Below are 17,705 nucleotides of genomic sequence, written 5' to 3'. Positions count from 1 at the left end.
GGCCGCGGACAGCGGACCGGCCGGTCACCGGACGGCGTACCGGAGAACGGTGGACCGGAGGACGGTGGACCGGAGGACGGTGGACCGGTGCGGGTGCGTGACGCGGCCGCGCGGCTCACCCGGTTCGCCGGGCGGACGCTGCGCGCCGAGTGGCACGGCATCGTCGTCGACCCCGTACGGCAACTGGCGCGCCGGGGGCTGTCCGGGCTGGTGCTGGCCTTCGTGGCGGCCTTCGGCGTGATCCTCTTCCACGAGGTGGCACAGCGGCCGGCCGGGGAGGCGGCGGTGCGGATCCTCGGCGGCGTCCAGGCCGACCTGCCGCTGTGGCTGACCCTGCTGCGCACCCCGGTGTCGCTGTACGTCCCGGCGCTCGACCTGCCGGTGTGGGCCGGCATCACCCAGCTGTTCCTCGCGTTCGCGCTGGCCGAACTCACCCTGGGCCGTGGCCGGACGCTGTTCATCTCGTACGCGACCACCCTGGCCGGCACCCTCACCGTGCGGGCGATGATCGCGATCGGGCCCGGCTGGTGGGGGCTGGGGTTGCCGCCCGAGGCCGGCCGGATCCTCGACACCGGGCCGTCCGCCGCCGTGGTGGGCCTGTTCACCTACCTGTCCGTGGTGCGGCGCGCCCCGGTCGTGTTCTTCCTGACCGGCGGCTCGATGGTGGTGGAGTCGGTGGTCAGGCCCAACCTGGCCGGCCGCGAGCACCTCATCGCGGTGGCTGCGGCGATCGTCCTCGCGCTCTTCCACGGCCGCGGCCCGAGATGGCTGCCGGGCCGGGCGGCCGTACTGGCCAAGTGGCGGCGGGCCCCGGGCCCGGCGGGTGCCCCGACGGGCCCGCATCCGCACCACCGGCCACAGCGTCCGCGACGTCACCCGGCCCTGCCGGGCGCGAACGTCCGGGACTCCTCCTAAACTCACGATGGACTCCGCAGGGGGAAGGGTGAGGGCCGATGGGCGGCTGGATCTGGGTGGTAGTGATCATTTTCTGGACCGGCGGTTTCGCCTGGGTCGCCGACAACGTCCGCACCGCGCTGCGTAACCGGCATGAGCGCAAGCTCGAACTGATGGAGGCGGCGAAGGCCGAGCGGCTGGCGGTCGAGACGGCGCACAAGCCGCCGGAGCCGGTGTGCGGCTGCACCCACCATCTGGCCAAGCACGACAAGAACGGCCGGTGCCACGAGCGCGTCGAGGTGCCGACGGCCTGGGACGAGAACAAGAAGCCGCTGCGCTTCGAGCCGGGGCAGTGCAACTGCCAGCAGTACGTGGGTCCTCAGCCGCTGTCGCAGGTGTACGCCGACGAGCTGACCGACCGCGCCTGACAGTCGGGCCGGGCCCGAGTGGACGTACACGCTCGGGCCCGGGTGCCGGGAATCCGCGCAGGAGCGTCACACAGGCTGCACACAGTCCCTCGCGAGCCTTGTTAACGTGACTGGCCGCTCGGCAGGCCTAGTCAGGAAGACCGGATGGACTACTGCTCCACGTGCCGTAGGCACCTCAACGGCGCCCTGGTGTGCCCCGGTTGCGGTGCGTACGCACCGGACATAGCACCGGACGTCACGGCGCCCCTCACGACCGATACCGCGACCGATTCCGCGACGGCCCGCACGACCGGCCTCGCGGCGGGCGGGGCCGCGGGCCTCGCCCTCGGCGACCTCGCCGCAGACGCGACGGACGCGCCGCCACCGCGGCAGCGGCCCGGGCGTGCGGCCCGGCGCCGTCAGCTGGCCCGCTGGAAGAAGACCCAGCGCAGGGCTCTGGTGGCGACCGCCGTCGCTCTCGTCGGGGGAGGTCTGACCGTCGCCTCGATGGACCGGCACTCCACCGACCGCACGCAGGCGGCCCCGGCACCGGAGGCCCCGCACACGGGCACCGTGGGGGACAGCCGGCCGGCGCAGCACGGCGACCCGTCCTCGCCGCCCTCCGGCGCCCGGCAGTCCCCGCCCGCGGCCGGTGTGCCGCACCAGCGGTCGGCGCCGCGGGGCACCACGCCGCAGGACGTACCCCCGGACGCCGCCGCTGCCCGTACCGCGCAGGCCCCGTCCGCGCCCGCCGGCGCGCACGAGGCGCCGAGGCGGACGCTGCTGTCCACACCGCGGCCGGACAACACGGCGCCGGCCGCCGGTGGCTCCAGCTCCGCCGCCCAGCCGGGCCAGTCGGTCCCGTCCGCCCAGCCGGGCCAGTCGGTCCCGTCCGCCCAGCCGGTCCCGTCGGGCCAGTCGGCGTCCCGGTCGTCCTCGACGGCGACCCAGCGGACCGCACCCGGGGCCGGCTCGTCCGACGGCAACGCCCAGCAGACTCCGCAGACGAGCCCCACCGACACGCCCACGTCGCCGTCCCACCTCTGCCTGCTGGTGATCTGCCTCGGCTGACCACCCGGCCCGGTGCGGGCGGCTGAACGGTCAGGGCCCGGCGGGTCCGGCGGACTCGCCGGGCCCGCCGGAGTCGTCTGCGAAGCTGGCGAAGTACGCCGCGGCCATGTCCTCGTCCGCATGGCCCCCCGCGGCGGCGCGAGCGAAGCGTTCGGCGCTCGCGGCGGCCACGTCGAGGCGGACGCCGTGGGCCTCGCCGGCCTGGACGATCAGGCGGGCGTCCTTCTCCGCGGTGGCCACCGCGAAACTCGGGGGCAGGTACGCGCCGTCGAGGATGACGCCGGCCTTGGCGTGCAGGTAGCCCATGTCGAGCGGGCCGTCGGCGATCAGGTCGAAGAAGCCCTGGGGGTCCACGCCGAGCCCCTTGGCCAGGGCCAGTACCTCCCCCGTCGCCGCGGTGGCCGCGATGACCCAGCTGTTGGCCACCAGCTTCAGCCGGGTGGCGGTGGCCGCCGCGGCGTCCTCACCCGTCCACACCGTGTGGGCGCCGACCGCCTCGAACACCGGCGTCACCGTCTCCCGGCCCTCGGCCGGCCCCGCCGCCAGCACGGTCAGCCGGCCCGCCTCGGCGGGCTGCCGGGTACCGAGCACCGGGGCGTCGTAGAGGACCAGTCCGTGCTCACGGGCGAGGGCGGCCAGTTCACCGGCCGCCTCCAGGCCGACCGTGGTCGACTGCGCCCAGACCGTGCCCGGGCGCAGCGCGGGGGCGGCCTCGCGCATGACCTCCAGCACCGTGCCGCCGTCGTAGAGCATCGTCAGGACCACATCGGCGTCGCGCACCGCCTCGGCGGGGGAGTCCGCGACGTGCGCGCCGTCGGCGGCCAGCGGCTCGGCCTTGGCCCGGGTGCGGTTCCACACCCGGACGGTGTGCCCGGCCTTCGCGAGGTTGCGGGCCATCGCGCCGCCCATGATCCCGGCGCCCAGGACGCCCACGGTACGGATGTCGGTCATGTCGCCCTCCTCCTGATCGATGCGGTGAGTATCGCGCGGACTCCGGGCCCGGTGTCCGGCGAAGCGGCTCGGCCACGGCGCCGCACGGGTGACACGAAGGTGCGGGTACCCGTGCCCGGCGGTTCACTTGAGGGGCGGCCGGTCCCTCCTCCGCGCGAGGGGCGGGCGAACGGGCAGTGGGAGGCGACATGGCCGGTCACCGGGCACGCTGGACGACGGGCGCGGCGCTCGCGGTGGCCGTGACCCTCGGTACGACCGGCTGCTCCGGCGGCGGCAGCACCCCCTCCCGCAGCGCGAGCGAGGCGGCGTCCGCGGTCTCCTCGCTCGCCTCGCAGGCCGACGAGATGCTCTCCTCGGCCACCGCGGAGGCGGGCCGCAGGCTGGACGAGGTGAAGAACGGCATCGACGCCCGGAGCGCCGTGGCCCTGGGCGCCCCGGCCACCGCCTCGGACGGGCACGCCACCGTCGCGGTCAGGGTGGAGAACACGGCGGGCTCCGCCAAGTCCTTCGCCGTACAGGTCGACTTCAAGGACAGCGGCGGCAACCTGCTCGACACGGTGGTCGTCACCGTCCCCGACGTACCGGCCGGGAAGACCGCCACGGCCACCGCCCGCAGCGTCCGCAAGCTGTCCGCCCCCGTCAGGGCGGAGGTGGGCACCGCGCTGCGGTACTGATCCGCCGCGCCGCGCGCCCCGGGCGGCGCACCGCACACCGCGGGGCTGTGGGGGCATGCGGCCGAATGCAGGGCGGGCATCCCCCAGGGCACTCCCCAGACCGGTCAACGTTGCGTCAACCTTGTTGCTATCCACAGCACTTGGACGTGGCGACCGGCGAAGGGGCCCAACTGCCCACGGGAGTGAGCGGCCTCACATCACGTCCGGTTCTTTTTACCAAATCAAAAGGTTCTTTACGCTTCCCGGCCCGTACATGTGGATGTCCGAACCGCCCACGGCGGGACCATGACCGGGCAGGAGGCACGGTGCGCTTTTCGCGGAACGCGACGGGAACTCTTTTCGTGGGCGGTGCCCTCAGCCTGACCCTGGTCGCGCTCGCCTACCCCAGCATGCTCGGCCTCGAGAAGGTCTCCAGCGACGGCTCCCGGATCATCGCCCAGACCCAGTGGGGGCCGCTGACGGAGGCGGACCGGGACTTCGTGGTCAAGGTGCGCGCGGCCGGGCTGTGGGAGTACCCCGTCGGCGAGATGGCGGTGAGCAAGGGGACCACCAAGGAGGTCGTCAAGGCGGGCAAGCACCTGATCGACGGGCACGCGCAACTGGACGTGAGCTGCCGCAGGATCGCGCCCATGCTCAACATCACGCTGCCGAACGTGGCCAGCCCCCAGCAGCAGGGCTTCGTCACCCAGCTCGCCGGGGACACCGGCAAGCAGTTCGACTCCGACATGGCCAACATCCTGCGCGTGACGCACGGCTCGATCTTCAACACCATCGCGAAGATCCGCTCCACCACCAAGAACAGCCTGGTCCGCGAGCTCGCCAACCAGGCCAACGCCACCGTCCTGGACCACATCACGGTCATGGAGGAGACGGGCCTGGTCAACTTCGACCAAGTGCTCTTCATGCAGACGACCCCGCCCAAGCTGCCCGACTCGGACCTGACCCCGCCGCCCCCCTCCGGCGGGCAGCCCGAGGTCGTGCTCACCCCGCCGCCGAACGCCACGTCGAGCCCGCTGGTGCTGCCCGGCGACCCGAGCCCCAGCCCGGCGGCGGGCTGAGGCGGAACCCGCGCGCGGCAAGGAACCCGCGCGCGGGGAACTACACGAGCCACACGGTGGTGTCCGGATCCAGCCGGCGCTCCGTCAGGGGCGAACTGCTCAGCAGCACCTCCCCCGGCGGCAGCGGCACGGCCCGGCCCGACAGGTTGGTGACGCACCGCCGGCCGCCGGAGCGGGCGAACGCGAGCACCCCGGCCGGGCCGTCCTCCACCCAGGTCAGCGACTCGCCCTCCAGCAGCTTGCGGCGCAGCCGCAGCGCCGAGCGGTACAGCTCCAGGGCCGAGCCGTCCACTCCGTCCTGCGCCTGGACGGCGTACGCGGCGAAGCACGGCGGCTGCGGCAGCCAGGCGGCGCCCGGACCGAAACCGTACGACGCCCCGGTGGTGGTCCACGGCAGCGGCACCCGGCAGCCGTCGCGCCCCTTGCGGGCACGGCCGGTCTGCTCCCACACCGGGTCCTGGAGGACCTCGGCGGGCAGGTCGGCCACCTCCGGCAGGCCCAGCTCCTCGCCCTGGTAGAGGTAGGCCGAGCCGGGCAGGGCCAGCATCAGCAGCGTCGCCGCGCGGGCGCGGCGCAGCCCCGCCGCCTCGTCGACGGCCGGGGCGCGGCCGCCGGACAGCAGCCAGGCGTTCTCGTCGGTGCCGGGCGGGAGCATCAGACGCGAGGCGTGCCGTACGACGTCGTGGTTGGACAGCACCCAGGTGGCCGACGCCCCCGCGGCCCGCGCCGTGGCCAGCGACTCGGTGATGACCTGCCGCAGTCGGCCGGCGTCCCATCCGGTCTGGAGGTACTCGAAGTTGAAGGCCTGGCCCAGTTCGTCGGGCCGGGCGTACAGCGCACGCCGGGCTCCCGGCACCCAGGCCTCGGCGACCGCCGAGCGCGGCGGGGAGTAGGAGTCGAGGATCCGCCGCCAGTCGCGGTAGATCTCGTGCACCTCGTCCCGGTCGTAGTACGGATGGCTGCCGGGCGGCACGAGCGGCAGCGCGCCCTCGCCGGTGGCGTCGATGTCCCCGACGTCCCGCAGCGGCTCATCGAGGTCCTTGGCCAGGGCGTGCGCCACGTCGACACGGAAGCCGTCCACGCCGCGGTCGGCCCAGAACCGCAGCGTGGTGCGGAAGTCGGCGCGCACCTCCTCGCTCCCCCAGTTCAGGTCCGGCTGCTCGGACGCGAACAGATGCAGGTACCACTGCCCGTCCGGCACCCGCCGCCAGGCGCTGCCGCCGAAAACGGACTGCCAGTCGGTGGGCGGGAGTTCGCCGTGCGCGCCGCGGCCGTCGCGGAACACGTAGCGGTCGCGGGCGGGGGAGCCGGGGCCGGCCCGCAGCGCCTCCTGGAACCAGGGGTGCCGGTGGGAGGTGTGGTTGGGGACGAGGTCCACGATCACCTTCAGGCCCAGGCGGTGCGCCTCGGCGGTCAGGGCGGCGAAGTCGTCCAGGGTGCCCAGGCGCGGGTCGACGTCCCGGTGGTCGGCGACGTCGTAGCCGCCGTCGGCCAGTTCGGAAGGGTAGAAGGGGCTGAGCCACACGGCGTCCACGCCGAGGGCGGCGAGGTGCGGCAGCCGCCCGGTGATGCCGCGCAGGTCGCCGAGCCCGTCGCCGTCGGAGTCGGCGAAGCTGCGGGGGTAGACCTGGTAGACGACGGCCTGCCGCCACCAGTCCGGGTTCCTGGACGACAGGTCGGGCACGGTGTCCTGCGGGGAGTCGTGCGTGGGGGCGGGATCGGTCACGCGGTCTCCTCTTCGGTGCGTACGGCGGACGTACGGATGGCTACGGACGACACGAGAACTCTGTCCACATCGCCCGAAAAGTGAACACCGCCCTCGTGACGGAGCGAGTCGCTCCCTATGTGGCACAAGCGTGATGAAGGCGCGAAGTCCCTTTGTGCTCCGGCAAATTGACAGGCTCAGCCGCACGCACGACCATGACCTCACACTGTGGCGCATGTGACCGATGGGCCCGTTGTTCCCTTCGACCTTCCGTCGGCCCGTCCTGGTCCGTGCCGTTGCCCCGCGACCAGCCACCCCGCGCACAAGCAAGATGGGATCCGTATGTCCATAGCCAGTCGTGTCTCCGCCGCCCGCCTGCTGGGAACGGGCGCCGCGACGCTCGCCCTGTGTGCCGCCTCCGTCGCCGCCGCCTCCGGTGCCTGGGCCCACGGCGCGCCGGGCGGCGAGGGCTGGAAGGGCGGCGGCCGCTACCAGCCCGGCACGGGCGCCGGCACGGTCACCGAGAGCGACCGCTGCCAGTTCTCGCTCGACGGCAAGAACTTCTACGACGCCGTCAAGGTCGACGACCAGAACCTGCGGCCCACCGAGGACGGCAAGGTCCACATCACCGTCCGCACCGCCCACGACGCCACGACCTGTACCGCCTCCCTGGCCTCCTACCTCGCCCACGGCGCGACCTTCGCCACCTCCGGCGAGCAGGTGTTCGTCGACTTCGACACGGTGACGGTCAAACGGGGCGAGACCGGCTCCCTCGACATCGCCGTCCCGGACGCGGGCTGCTTCGCCCAGGTCGACCTGTACCGCGGCGCGGTCAGGTTCGACGGCAGGACGGACGCGAACGACGGCTTCGAGCACGGCGACCTGCCCAAGGGCCCGGACCGCCCGGTCATCAAGGACAAGCTGATCGCGGCCTGGAACGGCGGCACCAAGGACTGCACGGCCACCGAGGAGCAGCCCTCGGCCACGCCGCCGGCCCCGTCCGCCCCCGAGTCGTCGGCCCCGGCCGAGGAGCCGACGCTCCCGGCCACGAAGAGCCCCGCCGAGACGGAGAGTCCGTCGTCGGCCCCGGCGACGCCGCCGAGCGAGGCCCCGGCCCCGTCCGCCTCCGAGTCCGCCACCGCACCCGCCCCGGCCCCGAACGGCGGCAGCGGCGACCTCGCCGAGACCGGCGGCGGCAGCGGCACCGGCCTCGTCGCCGCCGGCGCGGCAGTGCTGCTGGCGGGCGGCGCGGCGCTCGTCGTCACCACGCGGCGCCGGGCGGCGAAGCAGGCCTCCTGACCCCCGCGGAACGGCTCGCGGGGTGCCGGCCGCCACGGCTCGCCGACGGCGGCCGGCACCGGGGGCGTCGCCCCAGGGCCTAGGTGTATTGACCCGCAGCGCTGTCCCCGGTGCCCTCGACGGTGGTCAGGTACAGCCGGACGTACCGCTCGGCGTCGATGTCCAACGCCACGTCCACCAGGGCCTGTTCGCGGGCCTCTCCGTGCAGTTCCGCCTCGCCCGGACGCGGGCGGCGGTCGACGACCGTCTGCCCGCGGGCCGGGCCCGGCGCGAGGTTCACCTCCACCGGCAGCCGGTGGGTGGTCAGCCCGTCCGGGTCGGCCACCGAGCACACCGTGCCCGCGTCGCCGAGGACGCCGTGCGGGGCGTACTCGCCGGCGGCCGGGTCGGGGCGGGACAGCAGCAGTCCGGCCAGCCGGGCGCCGGGCTCGTCGCGCCCGCACAGCCGCCGTACGTCCGCCTCCGGCACGAGCACCCGCTGGAACACGTCGAGCCCGTACATCGTGATCGGCACGCCCGCGGTGAGCAGGACGGCGGCGGCCTCCGGATCGTGCCAGACGTTGAACTCGGCGACGGGCGTGGCGTTTCCGGTGGCGACCGCGCCGCCCATGAACACGATCCGCTCGATGTTGCGGGTGACCTCGGGGTGGGTGCGCAGCAGCAGGGCGATGTTCGTCAGCGGCGCGGTGGGAATCACGGTGACCGGGCGGTCGCAGTCCAGGATCGCGTGGCGGAGCAGGGTCACCGCGTCCACGTCGGCGGGACGGCGGCCCGGCGCGGGCAGCCCGAGGTCGCCCATGCCGTCCCTGCCGTGCACATGAAGGGCGGTGCGCAGGGGCTCGAGCAGCGGCCGCTCGGCGCCCCGCGCGACCGGGACGGCGGGAGCGCACGCCTGCTCCAGAACGGTCAGCGTGTTCCGTACCACCTGGTCCACGTCCGCGTTCCCGGCCACACAGGAGACCGCGCGCAGGTCGAGGCCCGGGTGGCGGACGGCGAACAGCAGGGCGAGCGCGTCATCGACGCCGGTGTCGCAGTCGATGATCACAGGAGTGGGCCGCGAGGTCACAGGGCGCTCCTTCCGTCGTACGGGCTCCGTCGTGGGGGTTCCGCCGTTCGGGTGCCGCATTCGGGTGCCGTGTACGGGGCCATCACCATCGTCACTTGCCCGGCCCGGTGCCGCGCGCGCCCGTCCGCCGGCCTTCCCCGCTCCACGGCGCTCACCCGGACGGACCGGCGCGCTGGTGGGCGGGGCCGCCCGGTGGTGCCGTGGGAGGAGCGCCGCCGTCCGGACGCCAGGTCCGCGGCGCGCGTTCCGTCCGTCTGGAGGCATGCATGTCCCGTACCCCGGCCCGTGTCCTGGCCGCCTCCGCGCTCTGCGCGGCCGTCCTGCTGACCGAGGCCGCCTGCACCGCCGGGCAGTCCGGCCGGACCGTCCACGCCTCCGCGCCGGCGGCCACCCGCCGGCCCGGCCCCGCCGCCGCGGTGCCGGACGCCGCGCTCACGCCGGACCAGGCGCGGACCGCGTTGCTGACCGAGGCGGACCTCGGATCGCGGTGGGCTCCGACCCAGGGCGCGGCGACCTGGCGGGACGGCGTGCTCAAGGCCCGGGCCGACACCACCGAGTGCGGGCGCCTCCTCGACGCCCTCTACACCGAGGAACCGTTCGGCACGCCCTCGGGCACGCACGCCGTGGCCGCCTACGACGACAGCGACGACGGGGCCCAACTGCGCCACCAGGTGCTCGCGCTGCGCGCCCCGGACGTGGACCGCACCCTCGCCTGGCTCAAGAACATGCCGCAGACCTGCGCAAACTTCACCGCCTCGGCCACGAAATCCGACTTCCTGGACGTACGGGTCGCGGACCTCGCCCTGCCGAACGTCGGCGACGCCCGCCAGGGCCTGCGCCTCACCTTCACCGCCGAGTCGTACGAGGACACCCTGTCCACCCTCACCCTGGACCTCGCCACGGTTCGCGTCGGCGACGACGCGATCGTCCTCACCACCGGCACCCTGGGCGCCCCGCTGCGGGACACCACCGAACAGGCGGTCCAGCACGCCGTGGACCGCCTGACGGCAGTGCACAAGGCAGGGACCCGGGCCTGAGCCCCGGCCGGCCTCCATCGCCGGTCACGCGTGAGCCGCACCCGCAACCGCCGTGCGTACGCACGGATTTCGGTCCCGGTGAACGGTCCGCGGGGCTCCAGTGCCGCGGCAGGCAACGTTTGCCCGCGACGGGGCGGACGTTGTCTGTCGGGGCACTAGTCGCGGTCGAACCTCTTCCTGTGGGTGATCACCTCGTGTGCCACGTCGAGTGCCGTGCGGCTCTCGGCGAAGGCGTGGGCGCGCAGCAGTGCCAGTGCCTCGTCGGCGCCGACTCCGAGCTGGGCCATGATCATGCCGATGGCCTGGTAGACCTCGTCCTGCTCCGCGGCGACGGCGCGCAGCCAGGACGCCTCTCCGGCGCCGCCACCGGTCACGTCCGCCTCGTAGGCTGCGTCGTTCTCGTCGTTCTCGTCCAGGGGCAGGGACATCAGGGCCAGCGTCATCACACCGGCCACCAGCCGCGCGGTGTGCAGCTCCCGCCCGCTGAGTTCGTGCGGGGCGTCGCCGTACAGGTCGAGCGTGCCCACGCAGACGGCGTCGTCGCCCAGCGGAACGGAGTACACGGCCCGCACGCCGGCCTCGGCCGCCTGCTGGGCGAACACCGGCCAGCGCCGGGCGTCGCGGCCCGCGGTCAGGTCGGACGCCAGCACGGGCGCGCCGGCCTCCGCCGCGTACATCGACGGCCCGTCGCCCAGGGTGGCCTGGATCTCGGCCAGGCGGGCGGCCACCGCGTCGCTGGCACCCATCCGCACGGGCATGCCGTTGCCGCGCAGCGAGACGCTGGCACCGGTGACCGGCAGCAGTTCCACCGCGACCGCGCACAACCGGCACGGGACCTCGGCGACCGGTACGCCCCGCACACCCTCGGCGATCACGTCGGCGGCGTCCAACGGGCCACGTACCCGGTCCCGCCCACGCGCCATCGCACCCGCCCGCTCCCGACGACCCCCGCCCCCGCGCTCCTCGCCCCCACGGCCTTCGCCCCCGCGGCCCTCGCCCTCGCAGCCTTCGCCCAAGCGACCCTCGCCCCCACGGCCTTCGCCCCCGCGGCCCTCGCCCCCGCGACCCCCGCCCCAGCGACCCTCGCCCCCACGGCCTTCGCCCCCGCGGCCCTCGCCCCCGCGACCCCCGCCCCAGCGACCCTCGCCCCCGCGAACTTCGCCCCCGCGGCCCTCGCCCCCGCAGCCTTCGCCCAAGCGACCCTCGCCCCCGCGACCCCCGCCCCAGCGACCCCCGCCCCCGCGGCCCGGTCGGCCCTCCCGGTCGGGTTCCTCGCCCGGGACGTCGAGGCCGTCGTCCCTGGACCGCACGGCCACCGCCTCCTCACGTCATCGGCGCGGCCGTCGTCGCCCGTCCGCGCACCCCGGGACCAGACGCACCGGCACGCGCCGAACGAGGAGAACCGCACGAAGGCGAGTCCCCGGCCCGGGGCATGCGGCGGGTACCCCCGGCGCACCCCGGGAAACCGCTCCGGAAACCACCCCCGGAAGCCACGGAATCCGCCCCCAGGAGCCGCGCGCCGCCGCCGTCGCCGCGGCGGCCGGCCGTCACAGCGGCGGCTGTGCCGGGGCCGGGCCCAGGGTCGTGGTGCCGGGGGCGGTGCGGTGGCCGAGGCCGGTGCGGTAGGCGTCCAGGGCCGCCTCCACGCGGCCGGTGCGGCGCAGCAGATCACCGAGGAGGCGGCACAGGTCGGCCAGGTCGCCGACCGCGCCCGCCCGTTCCAGCAGGCTCAGCGCACGCACGTAGTGCTCCTCGGCGGCCTCCGTGTCGCGGGCGTCCTCGGCGATGATGCCGAGCAGGCGGTGCGCGGCGGCGGCGTGCACGGCGCCCCGCTCGGAGGAGAGGTCGCCCAGGACGTTTCGCAGCAGGTCGGCGGCCTCCTCGGACTTGCCGCGCCGGTGCAGGACGTCGGCCAGCTCGACCGCGACCTGGCTGGTGTAGAGCGCGGCCCGCTGGGCGGACAGCATGGCCTGGGCGGACCTCAACTCCTCCTCGGCGCGCTCAAGTTCGCCGTTCTGGGCGCAGACGTAGCCGCGCATCCAGTGGCAGTTGGCGAGTTCGGTGCGCAACTGGAGGGCACGGTAGAGCTCGGCGGCCTTGGCGAGCGAGGCGTCGGCCTCGGCGATCCGGCCCTCGGCGAGCAGGGTGCGGGCCACCGACCGGTGCATCCGGGCCACCAGCGCGGGATCGCCCGCCTGCGGGGCCAGCGCGAGCGCGAACTCGGCCGCCTGGGCCGCCCGCGCGTGCGCCCCCATGTCCATGTACGGCCCGATGACGCCGGCGTAGAGCAGCAGCAGCGCGTCCGGGTCGTGCAGCCCGCCCCGGTTGAGCTCGTCGAGGGTGGACTCCAGCAGGTAGACGGCGTACCGCAGCTCCCCCGCCAGGTAGTGGGACACGGCGCGGCCGCGCAGCGCGGGGACCCTGGCGGGCAGCGGCGCGTCGGCGAGGGCCCGCTCGGACCGTTCGAAGAACTGACGGCCGCTCTCCAGTTCGCCGGTCTCCAGGGCGCATTCGCCGAGCCCCAGCAACGCCTCGGCCTGGACGTCGACGAGTTCGTGCTCCTCGGCCTCCGCCAGCAGCCGGGTGTACTGCTCGGCCGCCTTCACGGACTCCCCGGTGGCGAGCGTGCGCCGGGCCTCGGTCAGCCTGAGGCGCAGGTCGGTGGCGAGATGGGCGGGGCGGCCGGTGGCGAGTTCGTCGAAGGCGACTCCGAGCCGCTCGGCGAGGTGCCTGAGCGCCTCGTCGGAGGGCCGGACCCGCCCCGCCTCGAGCGTGGAGATATAGGCGGGGGTGTACGCCGGCTCCGCCAACTGACGCTGGGTCAGGCCTCGTTCCCGCCGTAGCCGCTGCACCCTGCGCCCGATGGTCTCCGGGTCGTCCCGCTTCGCCATGCGGTTCATCATGCCAGTAAGCCGAGTTGCGGCGAGCCGTCTCGACTGACCCGAGGTCAGCACCGGACCTTACGCCCAGCGCACCCCAACTCGCCCTGGCGCCCTTTTCGTTCGACCTCCTCACCCCCTACGTTGGAGGGTGCGTTAAACGCGCTTAATCCATCACTGTCGTTGCGAGGTCGGTTGCCGTGCTCGGACGCACTGTCGCGCGCCAAGGACACTTCTCCGCACGTTGCGTCAGAGGATTCGGCGCGGCCCTCATAGCCGTGGCCGCCCTGGTCGCGGCGGCCAACGCCGGACCGGTGCCCTCGGCCGACCCGGTCCCCGCCCCGCAGGCGGTCCAGAGCCGCTAGTGCTGTGACCGGACAGGCAGCCGGTACCGCGCGTCGGCGCCCCCGTCGCGCTCGCGCTCAGCCCGGCAGCGCCCGGCGCAGCGCCTCGTCCAGCCGGTCGGCCAGCACCGCGTCGCTGGGCGGGTTGTCGGAGAACAGGGCACCCAGCTGAGCGGTGAAGGTCTGGGTGAACGCCCCGTAGAGCGGGGTGCGCGGTCGGGAGACCGCCCGCTGGAGGGCGGGCAGCAGGATGCCGCGGGCGTAGCCGGGACGGCCCGCCGTGTCGCGGGGCATGCGGTCGGTGCTCTCGCCGGTGGGCGACGCCGACGGCGAGCCGGCGGAGGCGGGCACGGACGTGCAGCGGACACGGTCGTCGGTGTACGCCGACGTACGGGTCGCGGCGAAGCCCGCGTCCAGCAGGCAGCGTTCGCTCTCGGGGCTGGTGAGGAACGTGATCAGCTCGGCCGCCTTCCCGGCCCGCTGCGAGGACCGGGTGACCGCCAGGTTCTGCCCGCCGAGCACCGCCCGGCCGGGCAGCGGGGCCACGCCGAGCTGCTGCTCGGTGAAACTCTGGTGGAGCGTGCCGTAGGCGTACGGCCACTGCCGCAGGAAGGCGGTGCGGCCGTCCTCGAAGTCGCTGAGCGAGGACGCCTCGTCTGAGCTGACGGCGCTGTCCAGGGTGTACGGCTTGTCGGTGCGCCGGCGCAGCTCCGTGATGCCGTCGGTCAGCTCCCGCAGATCGGCGGTGTAGCGGCCGGAGGCGTCGGTGAGCGCGAAGTCGTCGGTCGCCGAGGCGAACGCCTCCACGGCGTTGACCGTACGGCCCTCGTAGGCGGCCAGTTGCGTGGTCCAGAGCTTCTCGTACCCCTTGGGCGGGCGCGCGTCGAGGGTGTCGCCGAGGCCGAGCAGGTCGTGCCAGGTGCGGATCGCGTCCGGGCCGGTGCGCTGGACGCCCGCCCGGCTCAGATAGTCGCGCCGGTAGTAGAGCAGACCGACGTCGCTGTTGAACGGCACCGCGTACACCTGGTCCTTCCAGCGGGCGGTGTCGGCCACGGACGCGATGACGTCGGCGTCGACGGCCTCGTCGGACAGCCGCCCGATCAGGTCCGCCTCGGCGAACTCCGGTACCCAGGTGACGTCCAGGTTGACCACGTCGTAGTGGGCGCTGCCCGACTGGAGCGCGCCCAGCAGCTGGCTGCGCTGCTGGTCGGCGGAGCCCGGCAGTTCCACCAGGCGGGCGTGGTAGCCGGAGTCCTGCTGCTCCTGCTGCCGGTTCCAGGCGTCGATGAGCTGCTGGCGGACGCCGTTCTTGCCGGTCACGTCCCGGCCGCTGGCCACCACGATGTCCCCGGGCACGTCGGCGGCGGGCGTCTGCCCGTCCCGTGACCCGCCCCCGGTGCAGGCGGTGGCCGCGAGCAGCGGCAGCACCAGCAGGCGGGCGAGCGTCGCGGCCGGTCGTCGTGCCATCAGTGCTCCCCCGTCCCCACTCGGGCGACCTCGTCGCGCAGGCCCCTGCCGGGATCGTCGCCCGCGTCCAGGCAGCGGCCGCCACTCGCCTCGGCGATCCGGGCGTCCGGCCGGCCCGTGTCGCAGGAGCCGCTGATCAGGGACACCATGTCCACCGGCACCTTCGCCTTCCGCGCCCGGGCCAGCACCTCGTCCAGGTTCTTCCCGGTCAGCCGGTCGCTGTCCTCGTCGTCGGTGATGTAGACGATCAGCTGCGGCCGCTGGTCGTCGGTGCCGCGGCCGGCCATGTCGTCCAGCGCGGCGAGCAGCGCCGCGTGCGGGTCGGCCTCGGCGTCGCGCACCCGCGCCTCGGCGTCGACGACGTGCTCGGCGTCGGCGCGGCGGTGGTGCCCGAAGGGGAGCAGCTGCTGGTAGGGCTGGTCGCCGGAGGTGCCGTAGACCGCCCACACCCCGTAGTCGTCCTGGGCGCCGAGCCCGCCCAGGGACTGCTTCAGGATGCCGGGGCCGCCGCTGGGCCCCGGCCATCGCGTGCTCATCGAACCGGAGCTGTCGAGGAGGTAGAGGACCCGGCCGGGTCCGTGGGCGCTGCGGTACCGCGTGAGGGCCTCCTCCATCGCCGTCCGGCGGGCCGCGCCCGGCAGCGGGCTGGGGCCGCGCAGCACGCCCACGCCGGCGTGGTCCGCGTCGAGCAGCCGGTGGCCGGATTCCGTCGCCGACCGGAAGCCGTCGGCGGCGAACGCGGCCAGGCCCTCCTCTCCGATGAGCCAGGTGCGGAAGCGGTCGACGGCGTCGTCCCGCGCCGCCGCGTCCCGGTCGCCGCCCTCCCAGCGGACCCGCACGAAGGTGGGCGTCAGCGCCGGTACGTCGGCGGGGTACTCGGCGATCCGCGGCACGCGTGTCGTCCGCTCGCAGCCCACCCCGCTCCTGAGCAGGAACTCCGGGACGAGCGCGGCGGTACGGCCGTCCGCGGCGCGGTCGGCCGGCAGCGCGCACAGCAGCTCGGCGGCGGTCGGCGAGGGCGGTCCCGCGGGGCGTACGGCCTGCTCGGCGGCGCGCGAGTCGGCGGTGCCGCCGTACAGGCCGATGGTCGCCAGCAGGGCGGAGTCGGTGAACTCCGGGTCGGGCCGCAGCACCCCGGCGTTCGCGTCCTGCTTCCTCAGGTTCGCGATCAGCCCGGACAGCGGCAGCCCGACGCGCTCGTCCAGTCCGGCCCCGGCGAGGTTCTGCGGTACGGCCAGCACGACGGGCGAGTACGCGAACGGCTCCTCGTCCGGGTGGAGTTCGACGTAACTACGGGTGGTCCAGTCGGTGGTGACCCGGGCCGCGTCGGTGCCCGAGGCGGGGATCCACACGTCCGGCTGCGGCCCGACGTCCCGCTGCGGGTTGGTGTCCTCCACGCGGGGTTCCTGCCAGGCGTCGCTCTGCCGGCGCAGCGCGGAGACCGCGGCGGTCGCGCCCGCGCTGTAGACGGTGAGGCCGCTGCGGCGGCAGCCGTGCCCGGTGGTGTTGGCCCGCGAGGTCAGATAAGCGTCGGCGGCGGTGCGGACCGTCGGCTCCAGTTCGGGGTCGGTCAGCAGGCGCAGTTCGAGCGGCGGCGCGCAGGAGTGGCCGCCGCCGGGGCCGACGAGTTCGTAGCCGCCGGCACCGAGCGCGGCGAGCGCGAGCACCAGCAGCGCGCTCACCACGACCCGGGCCCTGGTGCGCAGCCCGACGAACCAGTCGATCACGGCACGCGCCCGGGCACGCGACACGGCGAACAGGGCCACCAGGAGACGGACCGGGCCGCCGGTGCCGGTGCTCGGCCCGGTGCCCGCCTGCCCGCCCGGTGACTCGGTGCGCGGCGGCTGTGCGGAGGACTGCGCCGAGGGCGCGGGCTCCTCGGACGACTGCCCCGGGTCCGGTGCGGGTGTGCTCGGCTCCTCCGGCTCGCCCTCGCGCACCGGCTCGCCCTCCCGCGCCACCAGCAGCACGTCCGTGCCCGGCTCACCGGCGAACTGCGGCTCCCACAGGTCACCGAGCGGGGTCCTGCGGCCCGCCCCGACCATCTGCCCGCGCAGCCGGTCGAAGAGCTCCAGAAAGGACAACTCCCCGCTTGAGTCGAGGAGTTGTACGAGCTCTTCGGTGAACGGGGTGGCTCGCGTGCCGTCGCCGGAGTCGATGAGCCGGTTGGCCTGCACGCTCATCAGCAGCAGGATCCGCCGACGGTCGGCGAAGTCGTGCCACACCTTGGCGGCGTTACCCGCGTAGCAGCAGTCGAGGATCACCACGATCCGCTCGGCGCGGCTCCCGGCGAGCACGGTGAGCATCCCGGTGAACGCCTCGGCGCCCGGGAACACGGCCCGGCCGCCGGCGACCACGCGCGCGTTGCGCATCTGAAGGAACAGCTCGTCGCCCGCGCTCGGCACGGCGCCGTGTCCGGCGAAGTAGCACAGCAGCAGGCCGTCGGCGTCCTGGGCGGCGGTGCGCAGCGCCTCGCTGAACTGATCCAGGGATGGCGAGCGCAGGACGGTGACCTCCTCCGATCCGACGGCGTCCGGTCCGCCGGCCTCCTGCCCGCCGGCGCCGTCCTGGCTGTCTGTGTCCTCCCGCCCGGCGGTGTCCTCCCGCCCGACGGCAGCCTCCCGCCCGACGGCAGCCTCCTGCCCGTCGGTGGCCTCCCGCTCCCCGGTCTCGTCCCGCCCGCCGAAGATCCCGCTCCGGCGCAGCACGTCCTCCAGCCGCTCCAGGTTGTGCCGGACGGCGGGCAGATGGCCGGGAACGCCCTCCGGATCGTCCGGCTGCGTGTGCTCGTACTCCCAAACACCGACCAGCAGCGCCCGGTTCACCCGCCCGCGCGGGTCGAAGCGGTCCACG

Annotated in this window: 15 protein-coding genes; 8 read left to right on the top strand and 7 right to left on the bottom strand. The window is 74.7% G+C overall.

Features of this window, described 5'->3' with window-relative positions:
* Positions 1-87: 87 nt before the first annotated feature.
* The 3 genes from ACWEK3_RS01190 (at position 88) to ACWEK3_RS01180 (ending at position 2,372) form a co-directional block, all read left to right on the top strand.
* Positions 88-915, top strand: coding sequence for a hypothetical protein (locus ACWEK3_RS01190; protein WP_450543189.1), 828 nt, complete (start codon positions 88-90; stop codon positions 913-915).
* A gap of 38 nt (positions 916-953) precedes the next feature.
* Complete coding sequence (locus ACWEK3_RS01185; RefSeq protein WP_390872885.1) at positions 954-1,322, top strand: hypothetical protein; 369 nt, start codon at positions 954-956, stop codon at positions 1,320-1,322.
* 144 nt (positions 1,323-1,466) lie between these two features.
* Positions 1,467-2,372, top strand: a complete 906-nt coding sequence (locus ACWEK3_RS01180) for an SCO2400 family protein (protein WP_453248622.1) — start codon at positions 1,467-1,469, stop codon at positions 2,370-2,372.
* Between the two features lie 30 nt (positions 2,373-2,402).
* Here ACWEK3_RS01180 and ACWEK3_RS01175 read toward each other — a convergent pair whose 3' ends face one another.
* Complete coding sequence (locus ACWEK3_RS01175) at positions 2,403-3,323, bottom strand: NAD(P)-dependent oxidoreductase (RefSeq protein WP_453248621.1); 921 nt, start codon at positions 3,321-3,323, stop codon at positions 2,403-2,405.
* Between the two features lie 188 nt (positions 3,324-3,511).
* Between ACWEK3_RS01175 and ACWEK3_RS01170 the strand changes: the two genes are divergently transcribed.
* Positions 3,512-3,997: a hypothetical protein gene (locus ACWEK3_RS01170; protein ID WP_453248620.1), complete on the top strand. Its 486-nt coding sequence runs from the start codon at positions 3,512-3,514 to the stop codon at positions 3,995-3,997.
* Between the two features lie 341 nt (positions 3,998-4,338).
* Positions 4,339-5,055, top strand: coding sequence for a DUF4142 domain-containing protein (locus tag ACWEK3_RS01165; protein ID WP_376397628.1), 717 nt, complete (start codon positions 4,339-4,341; stop codon positions 5,053-5,055).
* Between the two features lie 40 nt (positions 5,056-5,095).
* On the opposite strand, the gene ACWEK3_RS01160 is transcribed toward ACWEK3_RS01165, so the two are convergent.
* Complete coding sequence (locus tag ACWEK3_RS01160) at positions 5,096-6,781, bottom strand: glycoside hydrolase family 13 protein (protein ID WP_450543181.1); 1,686 nt, start codon at positions 6,779-6,781, stop codon at positions 5,096-5,098.
* A 321-nt stretch (positions 6,782-7,102) separates the two neighbouring features.
* On the opposite strand from ACWEK3_RS01160, the gene ACWEK3_RS01155 reads away from it, so the two are divergent.
* Positions 7,103-8,059 (top strand): LAETG motif-containing sortase-dependent surface protein, encoded by a 957-nt coding sequence (locus ACWEK3_RS01155; protein ID WP_450543179.1) that lies wholly within the window; start codon positions 7,103-7,105, stop codon positions 8,057-8,059.
* Positions 8,060-8,138: 79 nt separating this feature from the next.
* Here ACWEK3_RS01155 and ACWEK3_RS01150 read toward each other — a convergent pair whose 3' ends face one another.
* Positions 8,139-9,125: a nucleoside hydrolase gene (locus ACWEK3_RS01150; RefSeq protein ID WP_453248619.1), complete on the bottom strand. Its 987-nt coding sequence runs from the start codon at positions 9,123-9,125 to the stop codon at positions 8,139-8,141.
* A 266-nt stretch (positions 9,126-9,391) separates the two neighbouring features.
* Between ACWEK3_RS01150 and ACWEK3_RS01145 the strand changes: the two genes are divergently transcribed.
* On the top strand, positions 9,392-10,162 hold the full coding sequence (locus ACWEK3_RS01145) for a hypothetical protein (RefSeq protein WP_450543175.1): 771 nt from the start codon (positions 9,392-9,394) through the stop codon (positions 10,160-10,162).
* Between the two features lie 155 nt (positions 10,163-10,317).
* Here the strand turns inward: ACWEK3_RS01145 and ACWEK3_RS01140 are convergent, their stop codons facing one another.
* Together ACWEK3_RS01140 and ACWEK3_RS01135 are read right to left on the bottom strand one after the other, a co-directional pair.
* Positions 10,318-11,085, bottom strand: coding sequence for a GAF and ANTAR domain-containing protein (locus ACWEK3_RS01140; RefSeq protein ID WP_453248618.1), 768 nt, complete (start codon positions 11,083-11,085; stop codon positions 10,318-10,320).
* 624 nt (positions 11,086-11,709) lie between these two features.
* Positions 11,710-13,053 carry a helix-turn-helix domain-containing protein gene (locus ACWEK3_RS01135; protein ID WP_450543171.1) on the bottom strand — a complete coding sequence of 448 codons (1,344 nt, stop codon included), beginning with the start codon at positions 13,051-13,053 and terminating at the stop codon, positions 11,710-11,712.
* A gap of 188 nt (positions 13,054-13,241) precedes the next feature.
* Here ACWEK3_RS01135 and ACWEK3_RS01130 point away from each other — a divergent pair, with 188 nt between their 5' ends.
* Positions 13,242-13,406, top strand: coding sequence for a hypothetical protein (locus tag ACWEK3_RS01130; protein ID WP_390872895.1), 165 nt, complete (start codon positions 13,242-13,244; stop codon positions 13,404-13,406).
* Positions 13,407-13,463: 57 nt separating this feature from the next.
* On the opposite strand, the gene ACWEK3_RS01125 is transcribed toward ACWEK3_RS01130, so the two are convergent.
* Together ACWEK3_RS01125 and ACWEK3_RS01120 are read right to left on the bottom strand one after the other, a co-directional pair.
* On the bottom strand, positions 13,464-14,852 hold the full coding sequence (locus tag ACWEK3_RS01125) for an extracellular solute-binding protein (RefSeq protein ID WP_450543169.1): 1,389 nt from the start codon (positions 14,850-14,852) through the stop codon (positions 13,464-13,466).
* The gene (locus tag ACWEK3_RS01120) at positions 14,852-17,704 is read right to left on the bottom strand and encodes a caspase family protein (protein ID WP_453248617.1); all 2,853 of its coding nucleotides are present in this window, start codon (positions 17,702-17,704) and stop codon (positions 14,852-14,854) included. The genes ACWEK3_RS01125 and ACWEK3_RS01120 overlap by 1 nt, the downstream gene beginning before the upstream one ends.
* Between the last annotated feature and the right edge of the window lies 1 nt (position 17,705).

The sequence above is a fragment of the Streptomyces sp. NPDC004721 genome (genome assembly GCF_053601495.1).
The sequence above is the reverse complement of the archived record's forward strand: the minus strand, read 5'-3'. Positions and strand labels throughout refer to the sequence as shown.